21 protein-coding genes are annotated in these 21,510 nt (G+C 60.9%); 10 read left to right on the forward strand and 11 right to left on the reverse strand.

Annotated elements, in window-relative coordinates:
* Positions 1–37 precede the first annotated feature (37 nt).
* Genes DY926_RS10490 through DY926_RS10505 form a run of 4 tightly spaced genes read right to left on the reverse strand, consistent with a single transcriptional unit; the run spans position 38 to position 3,064 of the window.
* Complete coding sequence (locus DY926_RS10490) at positions 38–505, reverse strand: acetyl-CoA carboxylase biotin carboxyl carrier protein (RefSeq protein WP_116703320.1); 468 nt, start codon at positions 503–505, stop codon at positions 38–40.
* Entirely contained in the window at positions 502–1,869 is a 1,368-nt protein-coding gene (accC, locus tag DY926_RS10495) for an acetyl-CoA carboxylase biotin carboxylase subunit (protein WP_116703321.1), read from the reverse strand. The genes DY926_RS10490 and accC overlap by 4 nt, the downstream gene beginning before the upstream one ends.
* A complete protein-coding gene (locus tag DY926_RS10500) occupies positions 1,866–2,303 on the reverse strand; it encodes an acetyl-CoA carboxylase biotin carboxyl carrier protein (protein WP_116703322.1) in 438 nt (145 codons plus the stop codon). The genes accC and DY926_RS10500 overlap by 4 nt, the downstream gene beginning before the upstream one ends.
* A 5-nt stretch (positions 2,304–2,308) precedes the next feature.
* Complete coding sequence (locus tag DY926_RS10505; protein WP_116703323.1) at positions 2,309–3,064, reverse strand: SDR family oxidoreductase; 756 nt, start codon at positions 3,062–3,064, stop codon at positions 2,309–2,311.
* A gap of 408 nt (positions 3,065–3,472) precedes the next feature.
* Here DY926_RS10505 and pxpB point away from each other — a divergent pair, with 408 nt between their 5' ends.
* The 5 genes from pxpB (at position 3,473) to DY926_RS10530 (ending at position 8,273) form a co-directional block, all read left to right on the forward strand.
* Complete coding sequence (gene pxpB / locus DY926_RS10510) at positions 3,473–4,105, forward strand: 5-oxoprolinase subunit PxpB (RefSeq protein WP_116703338.1); 633 nt, start codon at positions 3,473–3,475, stop codon at positions 4,103–4,105.
* Positions 4,102–5,109, forward strand: coding sequence for a 5-oxoprolinase subunit C family protein (locus DY926_RS10515; RefSeq protein ID WP_116703324.1), 1,008 nt, complete (start codon positions 4,102–4,104; stop codon positions 5,107–5,109). Before pxpB ends, DY926_RS10515 begins: the two co-directional genes overlap by 4 nt.
* Entirely contained in the window at positions 5,106–5,873 is a 768-nt protein-coding gene (locus tag DY926_RS10520) for a LamB/YcsF family protein (protein ID WP_116703325.1), read from the forward strand. The genes DY926_RS10515 and DY926_RS10520 overlap by 4 nt, the downstream gene beginning before the upstream one ends.
* Positions 5,874–6,024: 151 nt before the next feature.
* Positions 6,025–6,948: a DMT family transporter gene (locus DY926_RS10525; protein ID WP_116703326.1), complete on the forward strand. Its 924-nt coding sequence runs from the start codon at positions 6,025–6,027 to the stop codon at positions 6,946–6,948.
* A 74-nt stretch (positions 6,949–7,022) separates the two neighbouring features.
* Entirely contained in the window at positions 7,023–8,273 is a 1,251-nt protein-coding gene (locus tag DY926_RS10530) for an MFS transporter (protein ID WP_241503162.1), read from the forward strand.
* A gap of 207 nt (positions 8,274–8,480) precedes the next feature.
* Here DY926_RS10530 and DY926_RS10535 read toward each other — a convergent pair whose 3' ends face one another.
* The 6 genes from DY926_RS10535 to DY926_RS10560 form a co-directional block, all read right to left on the reverse strand.
* Entirely contained in the window at positions 8,481–9,437 is a 957-nt protein-coding gene (locus tag DY926_RS10535; RefSeq protein ID WP_116703327.1) for an NAD(P)-dependent oxidoreductase, read from the reverse strand.
* Between the two features lie 48 nt (positions 9,438–9,485).
* Positions 9,486–10,778, reverse strand: coding sequence for a Zn-dependent hydrolase (locus DY926_RS10540; protein ID WP_116703328.1), 1,293 nt, complete (start codon positions 10,776–10,778; stop codon positions 9,486–9,488).
* A gap of 9 nt (positions 10,779–10,787) precedes the next feature.
* Positions 10,788–11,216 (reverse strand): VOC family protein, encoded by a 429-nt coding sequence (locus DY926_RS10545; protein ID WP_116703329.1) that lies wholly within the window; start codon positions 11,214–11,216, stop codon positions 10,788–10,790.
* A gap of 111 nt (positions 11,217–11,327) precedes the next feature.
* The gene (locus tag DY926_RS10550; protein ID WP_116703330.1) at positions 11,328–12,644 is read right to left on the reverse strand and encodes a CapA family protein; all 1,317 of its coding nucleotides are present in this window, start codon (positions 12,642–12,644) and stop codon (positions 11,328–11,330) included.
* Between the two features lie 23 nt (positions 12,645–12,667).
* Positions 12,668–13,966 (reverse strand): MFS transporter, encoded by a 1,299-nt coding sequence (locus tag DY926_RS10555; RefSeq protein ID WP_116703331.1) that lies wholly within the window; start codon positions 13,964–13,966, stop codon positions 12,668–12,670.
* An 88-nt stretch (positions 13,967–14,054) separates the two neighbouring features.
* The gene (locus tag DY926_RS10560; RefSeq protein ID WP_158551951.1) at positions 14,055–16,385 is read right to left on the reverse strand and encodes a TonB-dependent receptor; all 2,331 of its coding nucleotides are present in this window, start codon (positions 16,383–16,385) and stop codon (positions 14,055–14,057) included.
* Between the two features lie 347 nt (positions 16,386–16,732).
* Between DY926_RS10560 and DY926_RS10565 the strand changes: the two genes are divergently transcribed.
* From DY926_RS10565 to DY926_RS10580, 4 genes are all read left to right on the forward strand, one after another.
* Positions 16,733–18,145: an amidohydrolase gene (locus DY926_RS10565; RefSeq protein ID WP_116703340.1), complete on the forward strand. Its 1,413-nt coding sequence runs from the start codon at positions 16,733–16,735 to the stop codon at positions 18,143–18,145.
* 67 nt (positions 18,146–18,212) lie between these two features.
* Complete coding sequence (locus tag DY926_RS10570; RefSeq protein ID WP_116703333.1) at positions 18,213–19,109, forward strand: LysR family transcriptional regulator; 897 nt, start codon at positions 18,213–18,215, stop codon at positions 19,107–19,109.
* 48 nt (positions 19,110–19,157) lie between these two features.
* On the forward strand, positions 19,158–20,063 hold the full coding sequence (locus tag DY926_RS10575) for a LysR family transcriptional regulator (protein ID WP_116703334.1): 906 nt from the start codon (positions 19,158–19,160) through the stop codon (positions 20,061–20,063).
* An 89-nt stretch (positions 20,064–20,152) separates the two neighbouring features.
* Positions 20,153–20,899, forward strand: a complete 747-nt coding sequence (locus DY926_RS10580) for a DUF72 domain-containing protein (protein ID WP_116703335.1) — start codon at positions 20,153–20,155, stop codon at positions 20,897–20,899.
* Between the two features lie 76 nt (positions 20,900–20,975).
* Here DY926_RS10580 and DY926_RS10585 read toward each other — a convergent pair whose 3' ends face one another.
* The gene (locus tag DY926_RS10585; protein WP_241503163.1) at positions 20,976–21,239 is read right to left on the reverse strand and encodes a WGR domain-containing protein; all 264 of its coding nucleotides are present in this window, start codon (positions 21,237–21,239) and stop codon (positions 20,976–20,978) included.
* Positions 21,240–21,320: 81 nt separating this feature from the next.
* Between DY926_RS10585 and DY926_RS17685 the strand changes: the two genes are divergently transcribed.
* The coding region (locus tag DY926_RS17685; RefSeq protein WP_206609043.1) for a hypothetical protein at positions 21,321–21,510 on the forward strand (190 nt) is incomplete at its 3' end.

Raw genomic sequence — 21,510 nt, forward strand, 5'->3', positions numbered from 1 at the left:
CCCGCCATCATGCAGGAAAGAAATACCCAAAATAAAGTCAGTCCTGATCGGGCCGTATCTGAAGGATTGCGGCCCCGTACCCCAGCAGTTCATCCGGCTGGGCCACGACCTGCTCCACCACGCCCCCCACCGGCGCCCTGACGGGCACCTGAAGGCTGCCCAGCGTCAGCAGGGCCACAACATCATCCTGTCCGACCGTTGCCCCCACCGGCGCGAACACACTGTCGCGCATGGGGTGGGTCAGGCACAGCTTACCAAAATAGGGGGCACGGACCGTAACGGTCCCCTCCCCTGCTTCCGCCTGAGGCATGGCTGGTTCGGATGCCATGCCTTTTTCAACCGGGGCCGCCGCCGCAGGCACGCGGATGCGCAGCCGCAGGCCCGCGTCGTTGGAAAGCTCGAGCGAGTCCAGCCTGGCCTCGGCCAGCCATGTGGCGATCTGGCTGATTTCCCCCGGTTCGGGCAGCCTGTCGAAATCAGGAACCAGTTCTGGCGGGTTGCTCATGATGCCGTTCTTTCCGCAAGCCATCGTTCAAGATAATGGATGTCCACCCCACCACGCTGGAAGTGCGGATCAGCCAGCAGGTCCTGATGCAGGGCGATGTTGGTGGCAACCCCTTCCACCCGCATTTCCGCCAGCGCGGTGCGCAGGCGCGCAATGGCTTCCGCGCGTGATGCGCCATAACCTATGACCTTGCCGATCAGGGAATCATAATAGGGCTGGACCGTGTAACCACTCACCACATGCGTATCCACCCGGATGCCCGGCCCACCGGGCAGGTCCCAGCGCGTGATGGTGCCGGGGGACGGGACAAAGGTAAACGGATCTTCCGCATTGAGCCGACATTCAATGGCATGGCCGCGCAACCGGATGTCTTCCTGCCGGATACGCAATGCCTCGCCCTGCGCGATGCGCAACTGCTCGGCCACGATATCCACGCCGGTTATTTCCTCCGTAATCGGATGTTCGACCTGCACGCGGGTATTCATCTCGATAAACGCGAACACACCATCTTCATACAGGAACTCGAACGTGCCCGCGCCACGGTAGCCGATCCGGCGGCAGGCCTGCGCGCAGCGTGCCCCGATTTCGGCAATGGTCTCGGGCGCGATGCCGGGGGGGGAGGCTTCCTCCAGCACTTTCTGGTGGCGCCGCTGGAGCGAACAGTCGCGCGCCCCCAGCCACAGCGCCGTGCCGTGGGTGTCACACAGCACCTGTATCTCGATATGGCGCGGCTTCTGCATGAAGCGTTCAAGGTACAGGGTCGGGTTACCGAATGCCTGCTGCGCTTCCTTGGCCGTAAGTGCCACCGCCTGTGTCAGGTCTTCGGCCCGTTCGACCACGCGCATGCCGCGCCCGCCGCCGCCGCCGGATGCCTTTACAATAACCGGGAAACCGACCTGCCGGGCAACGGCGTGCACATCTTCCATCGCGGCAGGCAGCGGCCCGTCCGATCCGGGCACGCAGGGCACATTGGCGTCACGCATGGCCTGCTTGGCGGTGATCTTGTCACCCATCATGCGGATGGATGCCCCCGTCGGGCCAATGAAGGTCAGGCCCGCAGCTTCGACCGCATCCGCAAAATCAGCATTTTCCGACAGGAAACCATAACCGGGGTGAATGGCCGTGGCCCCCGTCATCCTGGCGGCCAGCAGCAGCCCGTCAGGGTCAAGGTAGCTGCGTGCGGCGGCAGCCGGGCCAATGCACAGGGCCACATCCGCCTCATGCACGTGCCGGCTGTCGGCATCCGCTTCCGAATACACGGCAACGGTTTCAAGGCCGAGCTGCCTGCATGCCCGCTGGATACGAAGGGCGATTTCGCCACGATTGGCGATCAGCACCCGTTTGAAACGCAACGTATCACTCATGCCAGACGGAACAGGGGTGTGCCTGCCTCCACTTCCGCGCCGTCCTCGACAAGGATTTCCGCAATCTGGCCAGCCTGCGTGGCCTTGACCGCATTGAACACTTTCATTGCCTCCACCAGTGCCACTTCCTGCCCGGGCTGCACATCCTGCCCCACCGTGACGTAAGGCGGCGCGCCGGGCGAAGGGGAGAGATGAACAATCCCGTACGAAGGCGCGGCAATAACCGGCACCTGCGCCGGGGCGGCTTCAGGCTGAGGTACTGCTGCGACACTTTCGCGCGGCCGGGCCGGGGCCTGCGCCCGCGCGGTGGCGGGAGCGGGCCGGGCCTCGCTGCGGGTTATGCGGATTTTCCGGCCATCGGCCTCGGCTTCAAGCTCCGTGATCGGGGCCTGTGCCAGCAGGTCTATCAGCCGCCTGATCTGGGAGATATCCACTGACGTTACGCCGGGTCAGACGACTTTTTTGCAAAATTGAGGCCACCCACCACCTGCATGGTCGGCAGCACTTCCATGAAGCTGACGTTCATGCGCTGCGGCGCCAGCACGGCGAAGGCGACGGAATTGGCAATGTCTTCGGGCAGGAGTGACTCGTATTCGTCAAAGAAGCGCTTCTTCGCTTCTTCCATGTTGCCAATCAGGCGACCGAACACTTCGGTTTCCACGCGGGCGGGGGAGACCTCCGTCACACGCACATGCCGCCCGTACAGGTCGCAGCGCAGCTGCTGGGAGAGCGAATGTACGCCCGCCTTGGTTGCATGATAGACCGTGTTGCCACCGGCAAAGGCGTAATGCCCGGCGATCGAGCTGATGTTGACGATATGCCCCCGGTCACGCTCGATCATGCCCGCCACGACCAGACGGGTCAGTTGCAGGACAGCGCGCAGGTTCACATCCACCAGCGCATCAATATCCTCGGGCGTGGTGTTCGTGATGTTGCCGGTGCGCGACTGCCCCGCGTTGTTGACCAGAATGTCGATCTCGAGCCCGCTGACCAGCGCCTCGATCCCGGCCTGGTCCGATACGCTGACCGCGTGCGGGATGCAGCCGGTTTCCTGCGCAAGCTGTGTCAGCCGCGCCGCGTCACGCGCGAGGGCATGCACCTGTATCCCGGCCTCGCTCAGCCTGCGGACGATTGCCGCCCCGATCCCCGAAGACGCGCCAGTGACAAGGGCGGTACGATACGGCTGATTGCTCATGGTAATGGGACCCGATCCTGCAACAGAGAAGAAGAAAACTCCCGGCCCCGTGATACAGGCACCGGAAACAGAATATTCATTTCATGCTAGCCGGGGCACAATCACAGCGCCAAGAGCAGTTCGTTCTTACGCCATAACATAATACGATACCAACGCTTACCCCTTGAGCCATAAGATTATCCAATACCCTCACAACCAGAAATGCACTGGCTATCATTACCGCCACCGGCCATATCCTTGGGGCAGGCACCGGATGCCGCGACTCTTGTATCGTTACGGTTATGGTTTGATTGCCGGACCCTGCCCCCTCCCGTGGCATGGCTGGCGCTGTTCCAGGGACTGTGGATTTTGAACACGGATATCACGCGCAACGTGGGGCACAGGACGGACGCGGCACCCACCATCAGCATGATCGGCACCCGCGCCATGCTGTTCGAAGCGCCCGGCGCCTTCACCATGGCCCATCAGCGCCGCATATGGGCATTGATGGAGGCCGCGCAGGCCCGGCCCGACGTGCAGGAACTCATTCCCGGTGTAACCAATCTCATGCTGGTGTTTTCCACCCCGCCGGAACAGCCCGGACATGTGGCCGACTGGCTGCGCCATGCATGGGAAACCCTGCCGGAGCGCCACATCAAGGGCCGCCTGTTTGAAATCGGCGTCCGTTACGGCGGCGCGCTGGGTGAGGACCTGGCCGCGGTCGCGGCCCATGCGGGCCTGCCCCCGCAGGATGTCATTTCCATTCACCATGGTAGTGAATACACGGTCTGCGCCATCGGCAGCGCGCCCGGTTTTGGCTACCTGCACGGGCTGGACCCGCGCATCGCGACGCCACGCAAGGCCGTGCCCTCGCTTAAAATGCTGGCGGGAACGGTCACCATTGGCGGCATGCAGGCCGGCATTTCCGCGCTGACCGGGCCAAATGGGTGGAATTCCATCGGTTATACCGAAATCTGCCTGTTCGACCCCCATCGGGAACCGCCCGCCCTGTTCGCGATCGGGGACCGGATCCGCTTCTACCCCGAAAGCATCGAACTGTGATTACGATCCTTGAAACATCCGCGCTGAACACGGTGCAGGATCTGGGCAGGCCGGGGTACCGCAACCTGGGCGTGGGCACATCGGGCGTGATGGACCATGTGGCACTTCAGGTTGGCAATATCCTGCTGCACAACCAGCCCGGTGACGCCTGCATCGAACTCCAGACCTATCCCTTCGTCCTCCGCTTCGAGACCGCGGGCAGCTTTGCCGTAACCGGTATCGACGCGGACATCACGCTGGACGGCACGCCCGTCCTGCCGTGGTCGGTCATGACGGCCGCGCCGGAACAGATGCTGCGGGTGGGGCAGCCACGTGCGGGCGCGCGGGGCTATGTGTGCATTGCGGGCGGGATTGACGTGCCTGTCGTGCTCGGGTCACGCAGCACCCAGTTGCGCGGCAGTTTTGGCGGAATGGACGGCCGACCGCTTGAAGCGGGTGATACGCTGAAAACCTCCGGCGTGACTACTCCCGTGGCGGGATATGGTGCCGTGCCGCCCACCAGCATCCTTGCCGCGCCAGGCGGACAGGACAGCACCGTCATCAACCTGCGCGCCATCCCCGCCACCGATTACGCCCTGTTCACCGCGCAGGCGCATGAACGGCTGTGGCACACACAGTGGCGCATCACGCCACAGAGCAATCGCGTGGGCTACCGGCTGTCGGGCGCGCCGCTGGAACTGCACCAGCGGGTGGAACTGCGTTCCTACGGCATCGTGCCCGGCATCGTGCAGGTTCCCCCTGCCGGTGAACCGATCGTGCAGCTTGCGGATGCCAATACCGCAGGCGGCTACCCCCGCATCGTCACGGTGATCGAGGCCGACCTGTGGCGGCTGGCGCAGGCACGTATTGGCGCGCGCATCCGTTTTCATGAATGCACGCACCAGCAGGGCGTTGCGGCGATGGCGCCGATTGAAGCCTATCTGGATGACCTGCGCATGATGGTGGCCCATTACCGCAAATCCGCCCTGCGCCGCACCGGCGCGAAACCCGGAGACAAGGCATGAAGATCGATCTCAATTCGGATATGGGCGAAGGCTTCGGGCGCTGGCGTATCGCGGATGATGACGGCCTGATGGATACCGTGTCCTCGGCCAACATCGCCTGCGGGTTCCATGCCGGTGATTACGCCATCATGAGCCGCACCGTGCAGCTTGCCAGGGAAAAGGGCGTTGCGATCGGCGCCCATCCCGGCCTGCCGGACCTGACCGGTTTCGGGCGGCGGACCATGAACGTGTCGGATGCGGACATGGAAGCGATGCTGGTCTATCAGGTTGGTGCGCTACAGGGCATTGCCACCCGCCATGGCCACCGTGTGACGCATGTAAGCTACCACGCCGCCTTCGGCACCATGGCCAATGCGGATGAAGGGCTGGCCCTGCGGCTTGCCCGCGCCATTGCGGCACTTGACCCGGAACTGACGGTATTTTCCATGCCCGGCCAGTTGACCGAACGCGCGGCGGAAAAGGCCGGGTTGCGTGTCCATACCCTGTTCCTGGCCGACCGGGCCTATACCACGGCCGGGACACTGGTGCCGCGCGGGCAGCCGGGGGCGGTCATTCATGACCTTGCCGCCGTGCAGGCGCGTGTCAGCCAGTTCCTGGAAGATGGCTCCGTTACGACCATTGACGGCGCGCGCCTGCCGGTAAAGGCGCGTTCCATCCTGGTGCATAGTGACACGCCGGGTTCACTGGAACTGGCCCGCGCCATCCGCACCCAGATCGAGGCCAGCGGCGCCACCCTGACCCCGGCCAGCCAGATCACGGACTAGACCGACACCAGACCGCGCAAGACCGCGCAAGACCACCATCGCCCCGAATGCGCGCAATGTGTTACGTTAACGTAACATGACGGGAAGAAGGGTCACCGGTCCCCTTCCTGAAGCGCGCCCCGTTCCTGTCGTGCAGTGAGGTACGAACAAAATGAAGCATGACCTGAAACGTGGCGCGTTACTGCTGGCATCGGCCACCTTTTTCACGGCGGCCCTCAATGCCCTGCAGAAGCTGACGGGATCGACGCTGCCTGCGCTTGAGATCATTTTCTTCCGCAACCTGTTTTCCCTGCCCTTTGTCCTGCTGATCGCGGCGCGCACCACGATCGTGCTGCGCACGCACCATTTTGGCGGGCACCTGCTGCGTTCGGTGGTGGGGCTGGTCAGCATGATCATGGTGGTCATTACCGTGACCCGCCTGCCACTGGCCGAACAGCAGGTGCTGTCCTACACGCAGCCGCTGTTCCTTGTGCTGCTCAGCATTCCGCTGCTCCATGAAAAACCGTCCCTGCAACGCTGGATCGCCGTTTCAATCGGGTTTTCCGGCGTCGTTGTGGTGGCAATGGGCAAGGGGCTGCTGCATGGCGCGGCGGGTACGGTCGCGCACTGGGCCTATTTCGTGGCACTGGCGCAGGGGGCCGTGGGCGCGCTGACCACCATGCAGATCCGCCAGCTTTCCGCAACCGAAGCCAGCACCACGATCGCCCTGTGGCAGGCCATCCTCATGACCGTCATGACCGCGCTGCCGCTCCCCTTCATCTGGACCACCCCGTCCATGACCGATGCCGCATGCCTTGTCGCAGTGGGCGCGTTTGCCGGTATTGCGCAGGTTCTGCAGACGGAAGCCTTTGCCTCCGCACAGGTTTCGGCCATTGGCCCGTTTGCCTATTCGGGCCTGTTATGGGCCGGTCTGATCGGCTGGTTCGGGTTTGGCGAGGTGCCGGGCGTTGCGATGGTGCTGGGCGGGCTGCTGATCATCGGCTCGGGTGTGTGGATGCTCCGCCATGACCGGCCAGCGCAGAAACAGGCCGCGGTCGAGGGGACAATGGACACGGCCTCCGGCACGCAGGCGTAAGCCCGCGCATGCCCGTGGTCGCGTAAGCCGCCCCCACGTTTTCCATAACCAATGCACAGCAGGAGGCCTACAGCGTGACAACAGGTGAATCCGCCATCAATGCACGAAGCAGGCGTACCCTTCCTTCGCGCCATGTGTTCTTCCTCCTCGTGTTCCTTATGTACGTCATCAGCTACGGGGACCGCGCGGCGCTTTCCATCGCCCTGCCGACACTGGGAAAAGAGTTCACGCTCACGCCCGTGCAGATGGGGTGGGTTTCATCCAGTTTCCTGTGGTCGTATTTCCTGCTGAACCTGCCATCGACCATCGTGCTGGATATGGTGGGCGCGCGCCTGATCGGCAGCGTGGCCGTGGGGCTGTGGTCTTTCGCCATGCTGCTGGGCGGCATGGCGCAGAACATCACGCAGTTCCTGCTGACCCGCGTTCTCCTTGGCGTGGGGGAAGCACCCACCTTTGGCGTGGGAGCCACGGTTGTCCGTTCATGGGCGCAGCCGCGTGAGCGGGGGTCGGTCATGACCATATTGCTGACCGGGATGCAGCTTGGCCTTGCGGGCGGCACACTGGCGGGGGCCTATCTCATTACCCTGTTCGGCTGGCGGTTCGAGTTCATGGCGCTGGGTGGCATCGGGATTGTCTGGGCCATCGTATGGTGGCTGGTCTATCGCAACCCGGTGGAGGGAACGGCCCAGTCCACAAGGACGCCCATCTCGGTCAGGGAAATCAGGAGCCTGTTCCGCTCCCCCTCGTTCCTGGGGATACTGGCGGTACAGTGCACGCAGAACTACCTCAACTTCCTGGTCATGTCATGGATGCCGCTCTACCTTATCCATGAACTGCACATCGACATTACGGGAACCGGCACGAGTACTGCGGCGTGTTACCTGTTCGCCGCCGTGGGGGCTGTCATCATTGGCCGGATACTGGAGCGTATCGTGTTCCGCAACGGCATCCACCCTCCGCTGCGGCGCTATATTGTCGTCACCTGCCTTGTGGGGGCCGCGACAATCGGCATCCTGCCGCATTTCCATTCCCTGCCGCCGATCCTGCTGGTGCTGTCCGGTGCGCTGGCCTGCCTGATTGCCGCCAATGGCGCGAACACCGCCCTGCTGACCGACCTGGTGGAAGATGGCCACAAAATTGGCGCCGTCACCGGCGTTACACTGACATGCAGCAATTCACTCGGCCTTCTGGCGCCCATCCTGACCGGGTACATCGTCTTCTACACCGGCAGCTTTGACATGGCATGGTACATGTGCGCGGCGGCCCTGCTTGTTGCCGCCGTGCTGTCAGCACTCATGGTCCGCACACCCATCCGGATGGGCTGATCGGTTCGATATATATGCGGGATGCAGGGCTGACCCATCCCGCATACGAACCGAAATATTATCGTTAATGAAATTATTGACTGACTGAACCATAAAGGGCCGCCGAAAAAACCGGCCCAAGGATCACCACACAAATCCTGCAAAGTTTCTGGCAAAGATTTTTTTAAAAAGCTTAAGAAACCACCAGCAGACTTACAAAACAGTCACTCACCCCGACGGCAATACAACATGTGCCGGGACCTTGCCCGCAAGACAGTCCATGACCTGATGCACGCACATCATCGCCATCCGGATCAGGGCTTCCTGTGTTGTGGCCCCCATATGCGGGGTCAGTATCATCGCAGGGCTGGAAAGTGCGGGTTCATCGGGCAACGGGGGTTCGTGGGGCATGACATCCAGTGCTGCCGCCGTCAGTTTCCCGGCCACGAGCCGGTCACGGAGTGCACGGGTGTCAATCGCACTGCCACGGCTTGTATTGACAATAATGGCGTGGTTGCCGAGCAGGTCCAGATGATGCGCATCCAGCACCGGCTGGCCGGACGCATCGGCAGGGCGATGGAGGGAGACGACATCAGCCTGACGGAGAAGATCCTCAAGGCTGGCAATCCGCTCCACGCCATGCGCCACGAATACATCATCCGGCACGCTGGGTGACCAGGCCCGCACCTTCATGCCCAGACCCAACCCGGCAATCCGGGCAACATCGCGCGCAATGGCCCCGAAACCCACCAGCGCCAGTGTCTTGCCATGCAGTTCGATCCCGGCTCCCTCGTAACGGAAACCCCAGTTCCCGTTACGCACGGCGGCATCGGCCGCACATACCCTGCGGGCTGCCGCCAGCATGAGCGCAACCGTCATTTCAGCCACGGAACGGCTGTTCGCATTCACCGCGCGGGTAACATAAATGCCCCGCCGGGCGGCTTCCGCCACCGCGATCGCGTTTGTGCCGGACCCGTGGCAGGCAATGATGCGCAGCCGGGGTACGGCCGCCACGGCTGCGGCGCTGAAGCCGAGGTCACGGGTTATGATCGCTTCGGCATCACCAACCTCCGCAATAACGGCGTCCATGGTGGGCTGGCTGGCAAGGCGTGTATGGAAGCCCTGTTCCTGCAGGAACCGGATGGCTTCTGGGTGAATGGGCTGCGTGATGAAACATGTGCTCATGAAGCCAGATACCTGTCGGGCATGAAAAACGGAATACGGCCACAGGCCTCAGGGTCTTGCTGCACGCAGGCGCAGCAGTTCTTCCAGAATCCGTACGCCACACAGGAAGTCCCCGATTTCCATGCTCTCATCGGGGTTATGGCTGCCATTTTCGTTACGGACAAACAGCATTTCGGTAGAGATGCCCTGCCCCGCGAATGTCGCGGCATCATGGCCCGCGCCGCTGGGCATTGAAAGTGCGGGGATATTCAGGCTGGCGGCAATCCGCTTCGCTTCGGCCTGAAGCCCTGCATCCATGACAGCGGGCGTGCTGCGCGTGCGCGGGCCGAGATCGACCGTTACATTATATGCGGCTTCGACCCTGCGCGCCTGTTCAATGACAAGGGCGTTCATCCGCTCCAGCAGGTCTTCATCACGCGAGCGGATGTCGATGACCAGTTCCAGCCTGCCGGGTACGGCCGCGAAATTGGCCTGCGCGGGATCGGTCTGGCATACGCCGAATGTCAGGGTCATTTCTTCCCCGCCAGCCTCGACCTGCCGCCATGCCGCGTGCAGCGCCATCATCATGTCCGCCCCCGCCATGACGGCATCGGACCGGAAGCGCCGGGGGGTTGCGCCGGAATGGGCGTACTGGCCATGGATGGTTACGGAACGGTAGCGGGTACTGCCGCAGATGCCGGTCACGATCCCGACCGGCACGTCCGCTTCCAGCAGGACCGGACCCTGTTCAATGTGCAGTTCCACAAAACAGTCTATTTTCGCGGGCTGCAATACGGCGGCCTGTCCACACAAATCGGGCTGCGCACCGCAGGCCAGCATGTGCTCACGCAGGCTGATGCCGTCATCGCTGCGCGGCGTGCGTAATGCCGGGGCATCAAGCAGGCCAAAGGCGGTCCGGCTACCCAGATAGGACAGGGGGAACCAGACGCTCTCCTCCGCGCGGGTTACGATCAGCGTGGTATCGCGCATGGGCTGGTAGCCTGCCCTGACCCATGCACACAGCACCAGAAGCCCGGCAACCGCTCCCGCCGCACCATCAAAATTGCCGCCACAGGGCACGGTATCCACATGTGAACCCGTCATGACGGCGGGCAGGTCGCGCATACGCCCCGGCAGGGTCACAAACAGGTTTGCGGCCCAGTCGCGCCGGATCTCAAGGCCATGTTCCCTGGCCACGGTCTCGAACAGGGCATGGGCAAGGTTTTCACCCTCCCCATAGGACGGGCGCGTCATGCCCCGGCCATCAAAACCGATTTCATGCAGCCTGTCGAACATCCGGCGCGCCAGCCCGGAATCCGGGACCGGCGTGGAACATGCCGACGGCATCAGGGAACTGGCCATGGTCAATCCTTACTGTTTTGCAAAAAGCAGGTGCATGTTCGCAAACGCCTTGAACTCCAGCGCATTACCCGCGGGGTCACAGAAGAACATCGTCGCCTGTTCCCCCGGCAGGCCGGCAAAGCGGATGGTGGGTTCCATGCCAAAGGTCACGCCATTGGCGCGCACCCGTTCGGCCAGGGCTTTCCAGTCATCCATGTCAAGGACGACACCGAAATGCGGGATGGGCACGTTATGGCCGTCAACCACGCCCTTGCCCTTCCCTTCGGTGGCATGACAGGCATCAGGGATCAGGTGGGTCACGATCTGGTGGCCGTACAGGTCGAAGTCGATCCATGTATCCGTGCTGCGCCCCTCGGGGCAGCCCAGCACGGTCCCATAGAATGTCCGCGCGACGGCAAGGTCATCGACCGGGAAGGCGATGTGGAAGGGATTAGCCATGAATACACCATAAAGTTATAAATAACGCCTTCATATCACGTGGTTTTTCGGCGCAATAACGTGAATATATGACTTCATACGCAAGGAAATGTTTTCTATCGCGCATGGTTTTCAGCCCTGCTCCAGCACCAGTTTTTCACCTTCGCGCCGGAAATGTGTCCCGTATGGGCGGCAGAGTGTTTCGAAACGGGCAAGGATGTCCTGCGCCTCCTGCCCGGTTGCAAGGAAGGGAAGCCCGCGACGGTGGGCAGCGCGGCCCAGACCGAGCGAGACCGGATGGATTTCCATGGATGCGAGATTGCCCGCATCATCGAATTCGCACACGGGCAGCAGCGTTTCCCAGAAACGACGGTCAGCGGGAAAGCCCTTCGTGTCGTTGCGGGTGCGTGTCTTGTAAACCTGATGGGGCGTTACTTCGGTGCCGACCTTGTAGAAAGTATAGGAATCCTCGGGCAGCATATCGACCAGTTCGTTCTGTCCGATGAAGTTGCCAAGGCTATAGAAGATGGGTCTGCCCTTGTACATCTCCATGCCCTTGAGCAGGTGCTGCCCGTGGCAGGCCACAATGTCCGCGCCCTGGTCAATCACGTCACGCGCAAAGGCTTCCAGGAACTCTCCGGGTTTTTCCCAGCTTATATCGCCGTTTTCGTCATAGCCGACTTCATGCGTATGCACGCTGACAATGACCACATCGGACACCACCCGTGCTTCACGCACCCAGCGCCCGATTTCCTCCAGATCCCGTGCATCGGGCGTGGTGAAAATGCGTGTCTGCGCGCCCTCGACAAAACGGGTGCCGTCCAGTGTCAGCGTGCCTTCGGGCGCGGGATAGCCAAAGCCGAGCTTTATCTGCTCTTCCTTGATCCTTTCCAGCCCCAGCCCTGCCGAAACACTGCGGAGCATGGCGAACTCCTCCGGCCGGACCTGATAGGTCGTGGAAAAATGCAGCGGGTTGAGGCCGGGCCGCCCCTGCATGCTGCGGGTCTGGTCCGCCGCCTCCTGCCCACGGGCAAAGGTGGAGCAGCACGACAGCATTGAAACCGTGCCCTTCGGGTGGCTGTAATAGGCGGGGCGGCGCGCCTCCTCCAGTGTCAGGCCGACACCGGCGTACAAGATGTCGCGCCGTTTCAGTTCCGCCAGCGCGATCCGCAGGCCCGAGATACTGTAATCAAGGCAATGGTTCGTCGCCGCCGCAAACAGGTCAAACCCGGCCACGCGCAGTTCATCGAGTATCCACGGATGCGCGCTGAAATGCGACCCGCCATGATCCAGCGCCGGATCACCCTGATAGTCACCGGGCATGATTTCAAGGTTGGTGAACGAGGCATCACACGCGCGGATCATGTCGAACAGCGGCGCGCATACCGGGTCCACATCCGTGTTCAGCCGTCGCAGCACGATACTGTCACCCGTAAGGCAAACTTTCATTTTCCGGTTCTTTCAACAGGGAATTACAGAATTTCGGCAGGTATTTCGGTCGGGGCGGCAACCCCCGTGATGCTCCGGGTGACCGACCACAGGATGACCGCCCCGCAGGCGGCGACGATGCTCATGCACACCATGCCCGCGGCCATGGTTCCCGTAAGTGTGGTCAGCCTGCCCACGACCATGGGGCTGACAAAACCACCCCACAGCCCGATGGCGTTGATCAGGGCGAAGCCACCCGTCGCGGCACTGCCCTGGAACACATTGGCGGCCAGCGCCCAGAACACGACATAGGCGGCATAGATTCCCGCCGTCGCACCGGCCAGAACGACAAGCTGGAGCGCGAGTATGTTGGGCAGCACCGTTGTCAGCAGGAAACACGCGCTTGCCAGGATAACCGGCGCGTAGCAGTGAAAGCTGCGTTCCTTCTTCCTGTCCGAACGCGCGCTCCAGTACGCCATGGACGCAACCGAGACGACATAGGGAAAGGACGAATACAGCCCCACCGCCACGGGTGAGTGAACGCCGGCATCATGGATCAGGGATGGCATCCAGAAATTCAGCATGTACATCCCGGCCATCAGCGCAAAAAACCCAAGTGACAGGAGATAGATGGCGGGGTCGCGTATTACGGCGGAAAATTCCACATGCCGCACGTTCTCCCGCACGCTCCAGCGCGCGATGACCTGACGCTCCTGCGCGGACAGCCACGGGGCGTCATCAGGCGTGCGGGGCAGGACAAAGCACACCGTCAGGCCAAGCAGGACCGAAGGCAGCCCCTCAAGCACAAACATCCAGCGCCAGCCCGCAAGCCCGCCCACCTGATCGAAATGCGAAAGCAGCCACCCCGAGACCGGACCCACCACAATCCCGGCCAGTGGTAGCGAAAGCTGGTGCCAGAAAATAACGCCCGACATCCGGTTCTCGGGGTACCAGCGCGCGAGGTAATAGGTGCAGGTGGGCGCGAAACCCGCCTCGAACACCCCCAGCAGGAAACGCAGGATGTAGAAGCTTTCCCGGCTGTGAATGAAACCTGTCGCGGCCGAGGTCATGCCCCACAGCACCATGATGCGGGCAAATGTCCGTGGCGCTCCCGCTTTCGAGGCCCACAGGCTGATCGGTATTTCAAACAGCACCAGCCCCACGAAGAAGATGCCGGCGGCAAAACCGAACTGTGCCGCCGTCAGCCCCACATCACGCGAGATATGGGCCCGGGCGAAACCCAGATTGGTGCGATCTATGCTGTCCATAAGATAGATCACGATAATCCAGGACATGATGCGCCAGTTCAGACGGTGGTAGAGTTTTGTCTGGATGTCTTGCATTGGCCCCGTCCCATTCCACAGTAGCTGGCCCCTCTGCACATGCAGGGGGCCAGCGCCAGCGTCCGGATCATTCCGAAATCGTTGCGGATCAGAAATTGTAGGCGAAGCGTCCCCCCACAAAGCGAGGCTGGCCGGAAATACCCATGTTGACCGTGGTCGCAAGCGTGCGGCTGACGATGTAGTCACGGTTGAGGATGTTCGTGGCGTAGGCCGTGACCGACCACGGGCCCCTGACCGGGCGGAAGGTCACGCTGCCATTCATCAGGAAATAGGACGGCAGCAGGTAGGCTCCTGTCCCGCGCGGCACGGTGTCCTGCGCGCCACGGTATGAATAGTCACCTTCCATGCGGATGGTATATTTGCGGAATACCGGCTTGGTCTCATAGGAAATGGTGCCGTTGAGCGTCAGCTTCGGGATGCCCATATCCGCACCGTTATAGCTGTCGGTAAAGGATTTCCACTGTCCGGTCCGGGCGTAATAGGCGCTGACCGCCTGCACGTTCAGGACCTGGAAATCATCATACGTGCCGCGCTGGTAGCCAACATTCTGCGACAGTGTCAGCCCGCGGAACGGATGGGCGCTGATGGACAGTTCCGTGCCGAAAATATGCGAGCGCGGCACATTGACGTAAGACCCGACCGTGCCCCAGTTGGGAACAAGGATATACGAGAAATACTGCTGGTCATGATAGGAATCCCAGAACGCCGCACCGTTGATGCGCAGGCGGTGATTGAAGAACTCCGTCTTGAAACCGACTTCATACGCCATGAGCCATTCCGGCTTGAAGCCCGCCGCCTGCTGTTCCGTCAGGGTTGTATTGGCCGTAAAACCCCCCGGCTTCACGCCACGGCGGATATCGGCATACAGCATCACGTTGGGCTGGAGCTGGTAGTTGATACCCACCTTGCCTGAAAACTGGTTTGTCAGCGTGCCATGGTCCCCGAAGACCTGACTGTACGTCTTTGCCAGTGTCGTGGGGTTGTAGCGATAGACGGCATCCTGCAGGAACTGCCGGTCATCGGTCTGGTGCTCAAGCCCGAAGATAAGGCGGAGCTTGGGCGTCAGGCTGTAAGTCAGGTTGGCGAACTGCGCGAAATCCTGCTGCGGCTGGACATGCGCGCTGTTCTGGAAATAGTTCTTTCCCACACGGTCGGTGTAATCGAACCAGTTCTCACCCGATGCGCGCACGCGGTTGTAATACATGCCCGCAACCCACTGGAGCCGGTCATCAAGCACCTTGCCCGACAGGCGGACTTCCTGTGAGAAAACATTCGTGCTGCCCGTAAGATAACTGTCACCCGAGCGGACGGATTCAGCATCACGGTCGATATATTCATGCCGCTGCTGCTGCTGGAATGATGAAATCGTGGCCAGGTGCGCCCACCCCAGGTCACGATCCATGTTGAGGTTGATGCCCCACTGCACATCGTTATAGGACGGCTTGCTCTTGGGCGAGATGCCGAGAATTTTCGCGTATTGCGGGTTCAGGTTCCAGCCGGTGGCGTAGATGTCGCGGTCACGGGGGAGGATGTTGCTGTTATCCCCCAGAATGAAACCCGCATCCGCTTCGGATGAATCCTGTGACCAGTTACCCGTCAGCTTGATGTTCGTCTTGTCATCGGGCTGCCATGCCAGCTTGGCGCGCAGTGCGCCTTCGTTGGCGCGCCCGAGTGATTCCCCGTTATCACGGTTGTAGCGGAACGCTCCGCCCTGCAGCATCTGCCCCGCAATGCGGAACTGGAGCCGGTCCGTGATCGGTGCGGAGACATAGAAATTGGTCTTGCTGCGGGCGTAGCTGGCAATATCTTCCGACACACCATAATGCAGGGTCTTGGTCGGGTCATTCGTCGTGATCCGGACCTCGCCCCCCGTATCTGCAAGGCCGTGCTCGAACCCGACCGGCCCCGGCTCCACGCCCACCGCAGCCACGTCGAACATCTGCCCCGAGCTCATGGCGGTAATCGTGTAGGGCACATCGTCAAAATACGTCATGACGGATGACATGTTGTTCTGCGTATAATCCTGCATGCCGATGCCACGCAGGTAGTAATCGGGCACGTTGGACCCGCCTTCGGTCTGGATTGTCAGGTTGGGCACGAGGTTCTGGATATCCTCGACCGTGGTGACATGGTGGGTCACCAGTTCCTCGGCGGTGAGATTGGTGGTGTTGCCCGCCCTGTGCTGGTCCGCGCCAAAGCTGAAGGCGCGCCGCGCACGGGTTACGTGAATCTCCTCCGGCCCCGTCCGGGCATGGGCCTGTGTGGCCGCTGCCGCGTGGCGGCCCACAACCGGGGTCTTGCGCTGTTTTTCATCCTGCACGGTTTCCGCCACCGCGCTGCCCAGGGGCAGGCACCCGGTACAGACGGACAACATCAGGAAACCACGGAAGGCATGCCCCATTACCGATTTCTGTCGCATATGCTGGACCGCAAACATTCTGAACTCCTGCTCCACACCCCGACCAGAGCGACCAGATCGGAACCATTATGTTGCGTATTCAGAACATAACTTTTCTTCAGAAAACAGGCATTAGTTCTTGGTTCAAAAGATATTAAAACTATGCAATAACGTTTTTAGTGATTCGCAAAAACGCCAAAAAGTGCCAAATATCAATGAGTACTTACTTCTTTACGCCCCTCGAAACATCATAAAAACCATATTTTGGCGAAGAACTTCACCCATGCTCGCATAGCCGGATACGGATTTCATATTATTATATCGTAACGTTCTATCCCCATCCCCTGTTACGGATCATACCCATGGAAATGCGTACCCTCGAAGAAATCGGCAGGCATGTGGATGCCGTGGCACCAGATGCGATCGCCCTGAGCGACGCCGTGTGGGAGACACCGGAACTCTGTTACGAAGAAGATCGTTCCTGCGCCCTGCATACCGCGATGCTCCACAAACAGGGCTTTGCCGTCACATCCCGGGTTGCGGGCATTGCCACCGCTGTCATGGGAGAAAGTGGCGCGGAAGGCCCGGTCATCGCCTTTCTGGGAGAATATGACGCACTCCCCGGCCTTGCGGCGCAGGCGGGTGTCTGCCAGCCCCCCACCACCGGCGGCAATGGCCATGGGTGCGGCCATAACCTGCTGGGGGCGGCTTCCCTCCTCGCCGCGACCGCCGTGCGGCGCTGGCTTGCAGCAATGGGCCTGCCGGGGCGGGTGCGCTATTATGGCTGCCCGGCGGAAGAAGGGGGCGCAGGCAAGGGCTTCATGGTCCGCGCGGGGGCGTTCGACGGGGTGGATGCCGCCATATCATGGCATCCGACTGCCTTCTGCGGCGTTCTTCCGCCTTCCTCGCTTGCCAATATGCGCATTGATTTCACCTTCAGGGGGCGCTCGGCCCATGCAGCGGCCAGCCCGCATCTGGGCCGCTCGGCGCTTGATGCGGCGGAACTCATGAATGTGGGGGTCAATTACCTGCGTGAGCACATGCTGCCGACATCGCGCATCCATTACGCCTATATCAACGTGGGCGGGAGTGCGCCCAATGTTGTCCAGTCCGAGGCGGTTGTGCGCTATTCCGTCCGGACGGAGGAACTGGCTGATCTGTTCGCACTGGCAGAACGAGTGAAACAGGTGGCGCAGGGCGCAGCACTCATGACCGGGACAACCGTGAGCAGCCACATAACGGGCGGGGTTGCCAACCTGCTGGCCTGCCCACCGCTGGAAAAAGTCCTGCATGAAAGTTTCATGCATCTGGGCCCGCCTCCCTTTGGCGCGGCGGAGCAGGCTTTTGCCCGTGAAATCCAGCACACCCTTTCACCAGATGATATTGCCGTGGCCTTTGGACAGATCAGGCACAAACGGCGCGACATTGCACTGACGGATTTCATCCTGCCGCTTGATGGCAGCACATTTACCCTCGGCTCAACGGATGTGGGAGATGTAAGCTGGACAGTGCCAACAGTGCAGGCGCTGGGGGCAACCTGCGCCATCGGCACCCCGTTACATTCGTGGCAGATGACGGCGCAGGGCAAGTCATCCGTGGCGCATACGGGCATGATCCATGTTGCAAAAGCCATGGCGCTTACCGCGGCAAGGCTCTTTCTTTCCCCTTCCTTGTTGCAGCAGGCGCATGAGGACCACGCCCGCCGCCTGCGTGAACAGCCCTATATCTGCCCCATCCCCGCCGATACGCATCCACCAGCCCATGCCCGCCGGGCAGACTGATGCCCTGAGGGCCACCTTTGGGCACCATTACCGAGTTTCCGTCCCTCCAGAAGGAAAGATACCGCTCTTGGATACACGTTTTCTGGAAAGCTTCATTGCCATAGTGGAACGTGGTTCCATAGCCGATGCCGCCCGCCATCTCGGGTTGACGCCGGCTGCCGTTGCACAGCGCATCAAGGCACTGGAAGACGAGATCAAACAGCCACTTCTGGTGCGCGCGGGACGCAACGTAACGCCCACGGCGGCGGGGCTGGGCATTATTGAAAAAAGCCGCCTGCTGATCAGGGGCGTGGAAGACCTGAAGGCGCTTGCCACCCATAACGAGTTTGCCGGGGAACTGAAAATCGGTGCGATCTCGACCGCCCTGACCGGCCTCCTCCCCTTCATGCTGCGGAAATTCTTTGCTGATTATCCAAAAATCGACCTGCATGTGACACCGGGGCAGTCCATCAAACTGTATCACGACGTGGTGGAGGCGCAGCTTGATGGCGCGCTTATTGTCGAGCCGCCCTTTGCCATTCCCAAAACCTGCGGGTGGAAAAGGCTGCTGTCCGAACCGCTGGTCGTTCTGGCGCCGGAAAGCTGCACAGAAACAAACCCGCTGAAGATCATAAAGGAAAACATGTTCCTTCGTTACGACCGCACACAGTGGGGCGGTCGGGTGGCGGATACGTTCCTGCGTGAAAACCGGATATTCCCGACGCAGCAACTGGAACTGGACTCCCTTGAAGCAATTGCGCTGATGGTCAGCCAGAAGGTTGGCGTATCACTCGTGCCGGACTGGCTGCCGCCCTGGCCTGAGGGACTGAAAATCCGCAAGATCCCCCTTCCCGATACAACCCTGCAACGTCACATCGGCCTGCTCTGGCTCCATGCCTCGCCACATGCAACGCTGATCCGGCAGATGGAACCCCTGCTGCTTCCCCGAAAGTCCCGTAACGCACCCGGCGCCAGCAGGCCATAAGGCCGGGTCCGTCGCCTTTCCCCAGATATAACCCCCGAGAAAACAGCCATGGATACGCGCTTCCTCGAAAGTTTCCTGATTGTGGTCGAGCAGGGCTCCATTTCCGGGGCGGCACGTCAACTGCAACTTACCCCCGCCACGATCGCCCAGCGCATCCGTACGCTGGAGCATGAAATCGGTTGCGCGCTAGTGCAGCGTGATGGCCGCAATGTCCACCCGACCGAAAACGGGCTGGCCATTCTTGAGCAGAGCCGCGCCATCATAACCGGCGTTCAGGACCTGTGCACCATCGCCTCCGGTCACGCCCCAGTCGGGAAGCTGAAACTCGGGGCCATATCCAGTGCGGCGCATGGTCTCCTGCCGCCTTACCTGAAGCGGTTTTTTGAAATCTTCCCCGGTATTGAACTGCACATCATGCCCGGTTCATCTTCCGTCCTGCATAATGCGGTGCTGGACGGGATTATTGATGCGGCCTTTATTGTCCAGCCGCCCTTTGAAATACCGCAGAGCTGTGTCTGGCAGACATTACGTTCCGAACCCCTTGTCGTAATCGCATCGGACAATATCAGGGAAACGGACCCGCATGAGATCCTGAGCAACAATCCATTCATCCGGTATGACCGGAACCAGTGGGGCGGGCGGCTGGCCGATGAATACCTACGCCGCAACGGCATATGGCCGCATGAACGCCTGGAGCTCGACTCCCTTGATGCCATCGCCATCATCGTCAATCAGGGAACGGGCGTATCCCTTGTGCCCGACTGGGCCCTGCCATGGCCGGATGGCGTACACCTGCGCAAGATCCCCCTTCCCCCACCTGCACCATGCCGGAACCTGGGTTTCCTGTCCCAACGCAACGCCCCGCGACGGCGTTTGATCAACAGGCTGCTGGAAATCCTCCAGACACCGCTGCCCGCAATGCAACCCGTGGAACTTCCACATGCGCAGACATAAGCTGTTCCTGCCTTCACAGAGATTGCGTTTGTGAACGCATGAGCCGAGAGGTGTAATCCGCATATCGCTAATTACGGGAGGAAGTGCTCATGTCCATTCGTACCAGTGTCGCTGGCTGGTCCATCCCTTCCGCCCTCGCCGGGCGATTTCCGGCAACCGGCACGCATCTCGAGCGCTATGGCGCATGTTTTTCAGCCGTCGAGATCAACAGCAGTTTCTACCGTCCTCACAGGCGCACCACCTATGAACGCTGGGCGGCGAGTGTGCCATCCGAATTCCTGTTCTCCGTCAAACTGCCCAGAACGATTACGCATGAACGTCGCCTGATTGGCTGTCAGCCGCTTATCGAACGCTTTGCCGAGGAAACGGACGGGCTGGGCAACAAACGTGGTCCCATTCTGGTTCAGCTTCCCCCAAGCTTTGCCTATCCCGGCGACATCGCTGAACAGTTCTTCAATGAATTAAGGTCCGCAATCACCAGCCCGATCGTTCTGGAGCCACGACATGCCAGTTGGTTCCAGCCGGAGATCGACCATATGCTGCAAAGGCTGCAGGTCTCACGGGTCGCGGCGGACCCGGCCAGGCCACCAGGCGCGGCACAACCGGGGGGCTGGCGCGGCCTTGCCTATTTCCGGCTACACGGCTCACCGCGCATCTATGAATCAACTTATGAAAAAGCGGCCATTGAAGCGCATGCGCAGGCTGTTGCTACATGCGACGCCCACGGCATTGATGTCTGGACGATCTATGACAACACCACTTACGGCGCGGCCGTACAGAACGCGTTTGAACTTGAAGAAGCCCTGGTGCGCCGTAACAAACCTGAATCAGACTGAAAGTATGATGGTTGGGTATAGATTTCTGTTGAAATAAACGCCTCTGGAAATCAGGGAGCGGCAGCAAGTAATGTCATCATCCCAATAACTGGTATCCCCGCCTTTGCCTGTAGCGAATAAGTGCTGCCAGTGCGTTCGCGGCCTCGCCTTCATTGGCATACAGATCCAACCGGATCGTACCTTGGGAACCAATGCGTCCCCAACGCCGCAACAGGGCCGCACCACCAAACAGGTCGGGCTGGATAGCCATGGCATAATAGCGCCATTCATTCTTTTCAGGATGGATGCGCTGCATATAAGCGCGAAGCGGGAACAACGACATCTGGACTGCTGACGTCATGACGTTTCAAAGGCTCCCGAATAATGAAGCGCATACCTTAAAAGGCAGCTTTCATAATCGTGCGGATAAACCAGAATACACATGATACCAGATTTCGAAACAGTCAGGCGCATTATTACCAGCGCCACACACCCACCTGCCACTCTGGAATTCTTTTACGAACAGTTCCATTTGTGGGCGCAGAACGCCAAAAGGCCGCTGACGCGGCCTTTTAAGGTAATGATTTTATTGGATCTGGTTGCGGGGGCAGGATTTGAACCTGCGGCCTTCA

It is taken from the genome of Komagataeibacter melaceti (genome assembly GCF_003403295.1).
Taxonomy (GTDB): Bacteria; Pseudomonadota; Alphaproteobacteria; order Acetobacterales; family Acetobacteraceae; genus Komagataeibacter; species Komagataeibacter melaceti.

Bases quoted from the DNA above. Each gene is read 5' to 3' on its own strand.
- DY926_RS10490 (WP_116703320.1), bottom strand. From the start codon at position 505: ATGAGCAACCCGCCAGAACTGGTTCCTGATTTCGACAGGCTGCCCGAA.
- accC (WP_116703321.1), bottom strand. From the start codon at position 1,869: ATGAGTGATACGTTGCGTTTCAAACGGGTGCTGATCGCCAATCGTGGC.
- DY926_RS10505 (WP_116703323.1), bottom strand. From the start codon at position 3,064: ATGAGCAATCAGCCGTATCGTACCGCCCTTGTCACTGGCGCGTCTTCG.
- pxpB (WP_116703338.1), top strand. From the start codon at position 3,473: ATGATCGGCACCCGCGCCATGCTGTTCGAAGCGCCCGGCGCCTTCACC.
- DY926_RS10520 (WP_116703325.1), top strand. From the start codon at position 5,106: ATGAAGATCGATCTCAATTCGGATATGGGCGAAGGCTTCGGGCGCTGG.
- DY926_RS10525 (WP_116703326.1), top strand. From the start codon at position 6,025: ATGAAGCATGACCTGAAACGTGGCGCGTTACTGCTGGCATCGGCCACC.
- DY926_RS10535 (WP_116703327.1), bottom strand. From the start codon at position 9,437: ATGAGCACATGTTTCATCACGCAGCCCATTCACCCAGAAGCCATCCGG.
- DY926_RS10540 (WP_116703328.1), bottom strand. From the start codon at position 10,778: ATGGCCAGTTCCCTGATGCCGTCGGCATGTTCCACGCCGGTCCCGGAT.
- DY926_RS10545 (WP_116703329.1), bottom strand. From the start codon at position 11,216: ATGGCTAATCCCTTCCACATCGCCTTCCCGGTCGATGACCTTGCCGTC.
- DY926_RS10550 (WP_116703330.1), bottom strand. From the start codon at position 12,644: ATGAAAGTTTGCCTTACGGGTGACAGTATCGTGCTGCGACGGCTGAAC.
- DY926_RS10555 (WP_116703331.1), bottom strand. From the start codon at position 13,966: ATGCAAGACATCCAGACAAAACTCTACCACCGTCTGAACTGGCGCATC.
- DY926_RS10560 (WP_158551951.1), bottom strand. From the start codon at position 16,385: ATGCGACAGAAATCGGTAATGGGGCATGCCTTCCGTGGTTTCCTGATG.
- DY926_RS10565 (WP_116703340.1), top strand. From the start codon at position 16,733: ATGCGTACCCTCGAAGAAATCGGCAGGCATGTGGATGCCGTGGCACCA.
- DY926_RS10575 (WP_116703334.1), top strand. From the start codon at position 19,158: ATGGATACGCGCTTCCTCGAAAGTTTCCTGATTGTGGTCGAGCAGGGC.
- DY926_RS10580 (WP_116703335.1), top strand. From the start codon at position 20,153: ATGTCCATTCGTACCAGTGTCGCTGGCTGGTCCATCCCTTCCGCCCTC.
- DY926_RS10585 (WP_241503163.1), bottom strand. From the start codon at position 21,239: ATGACGTCAGCAGTCCAGATGTCGTTGTTCCCGCTTCGCGCTTATATG.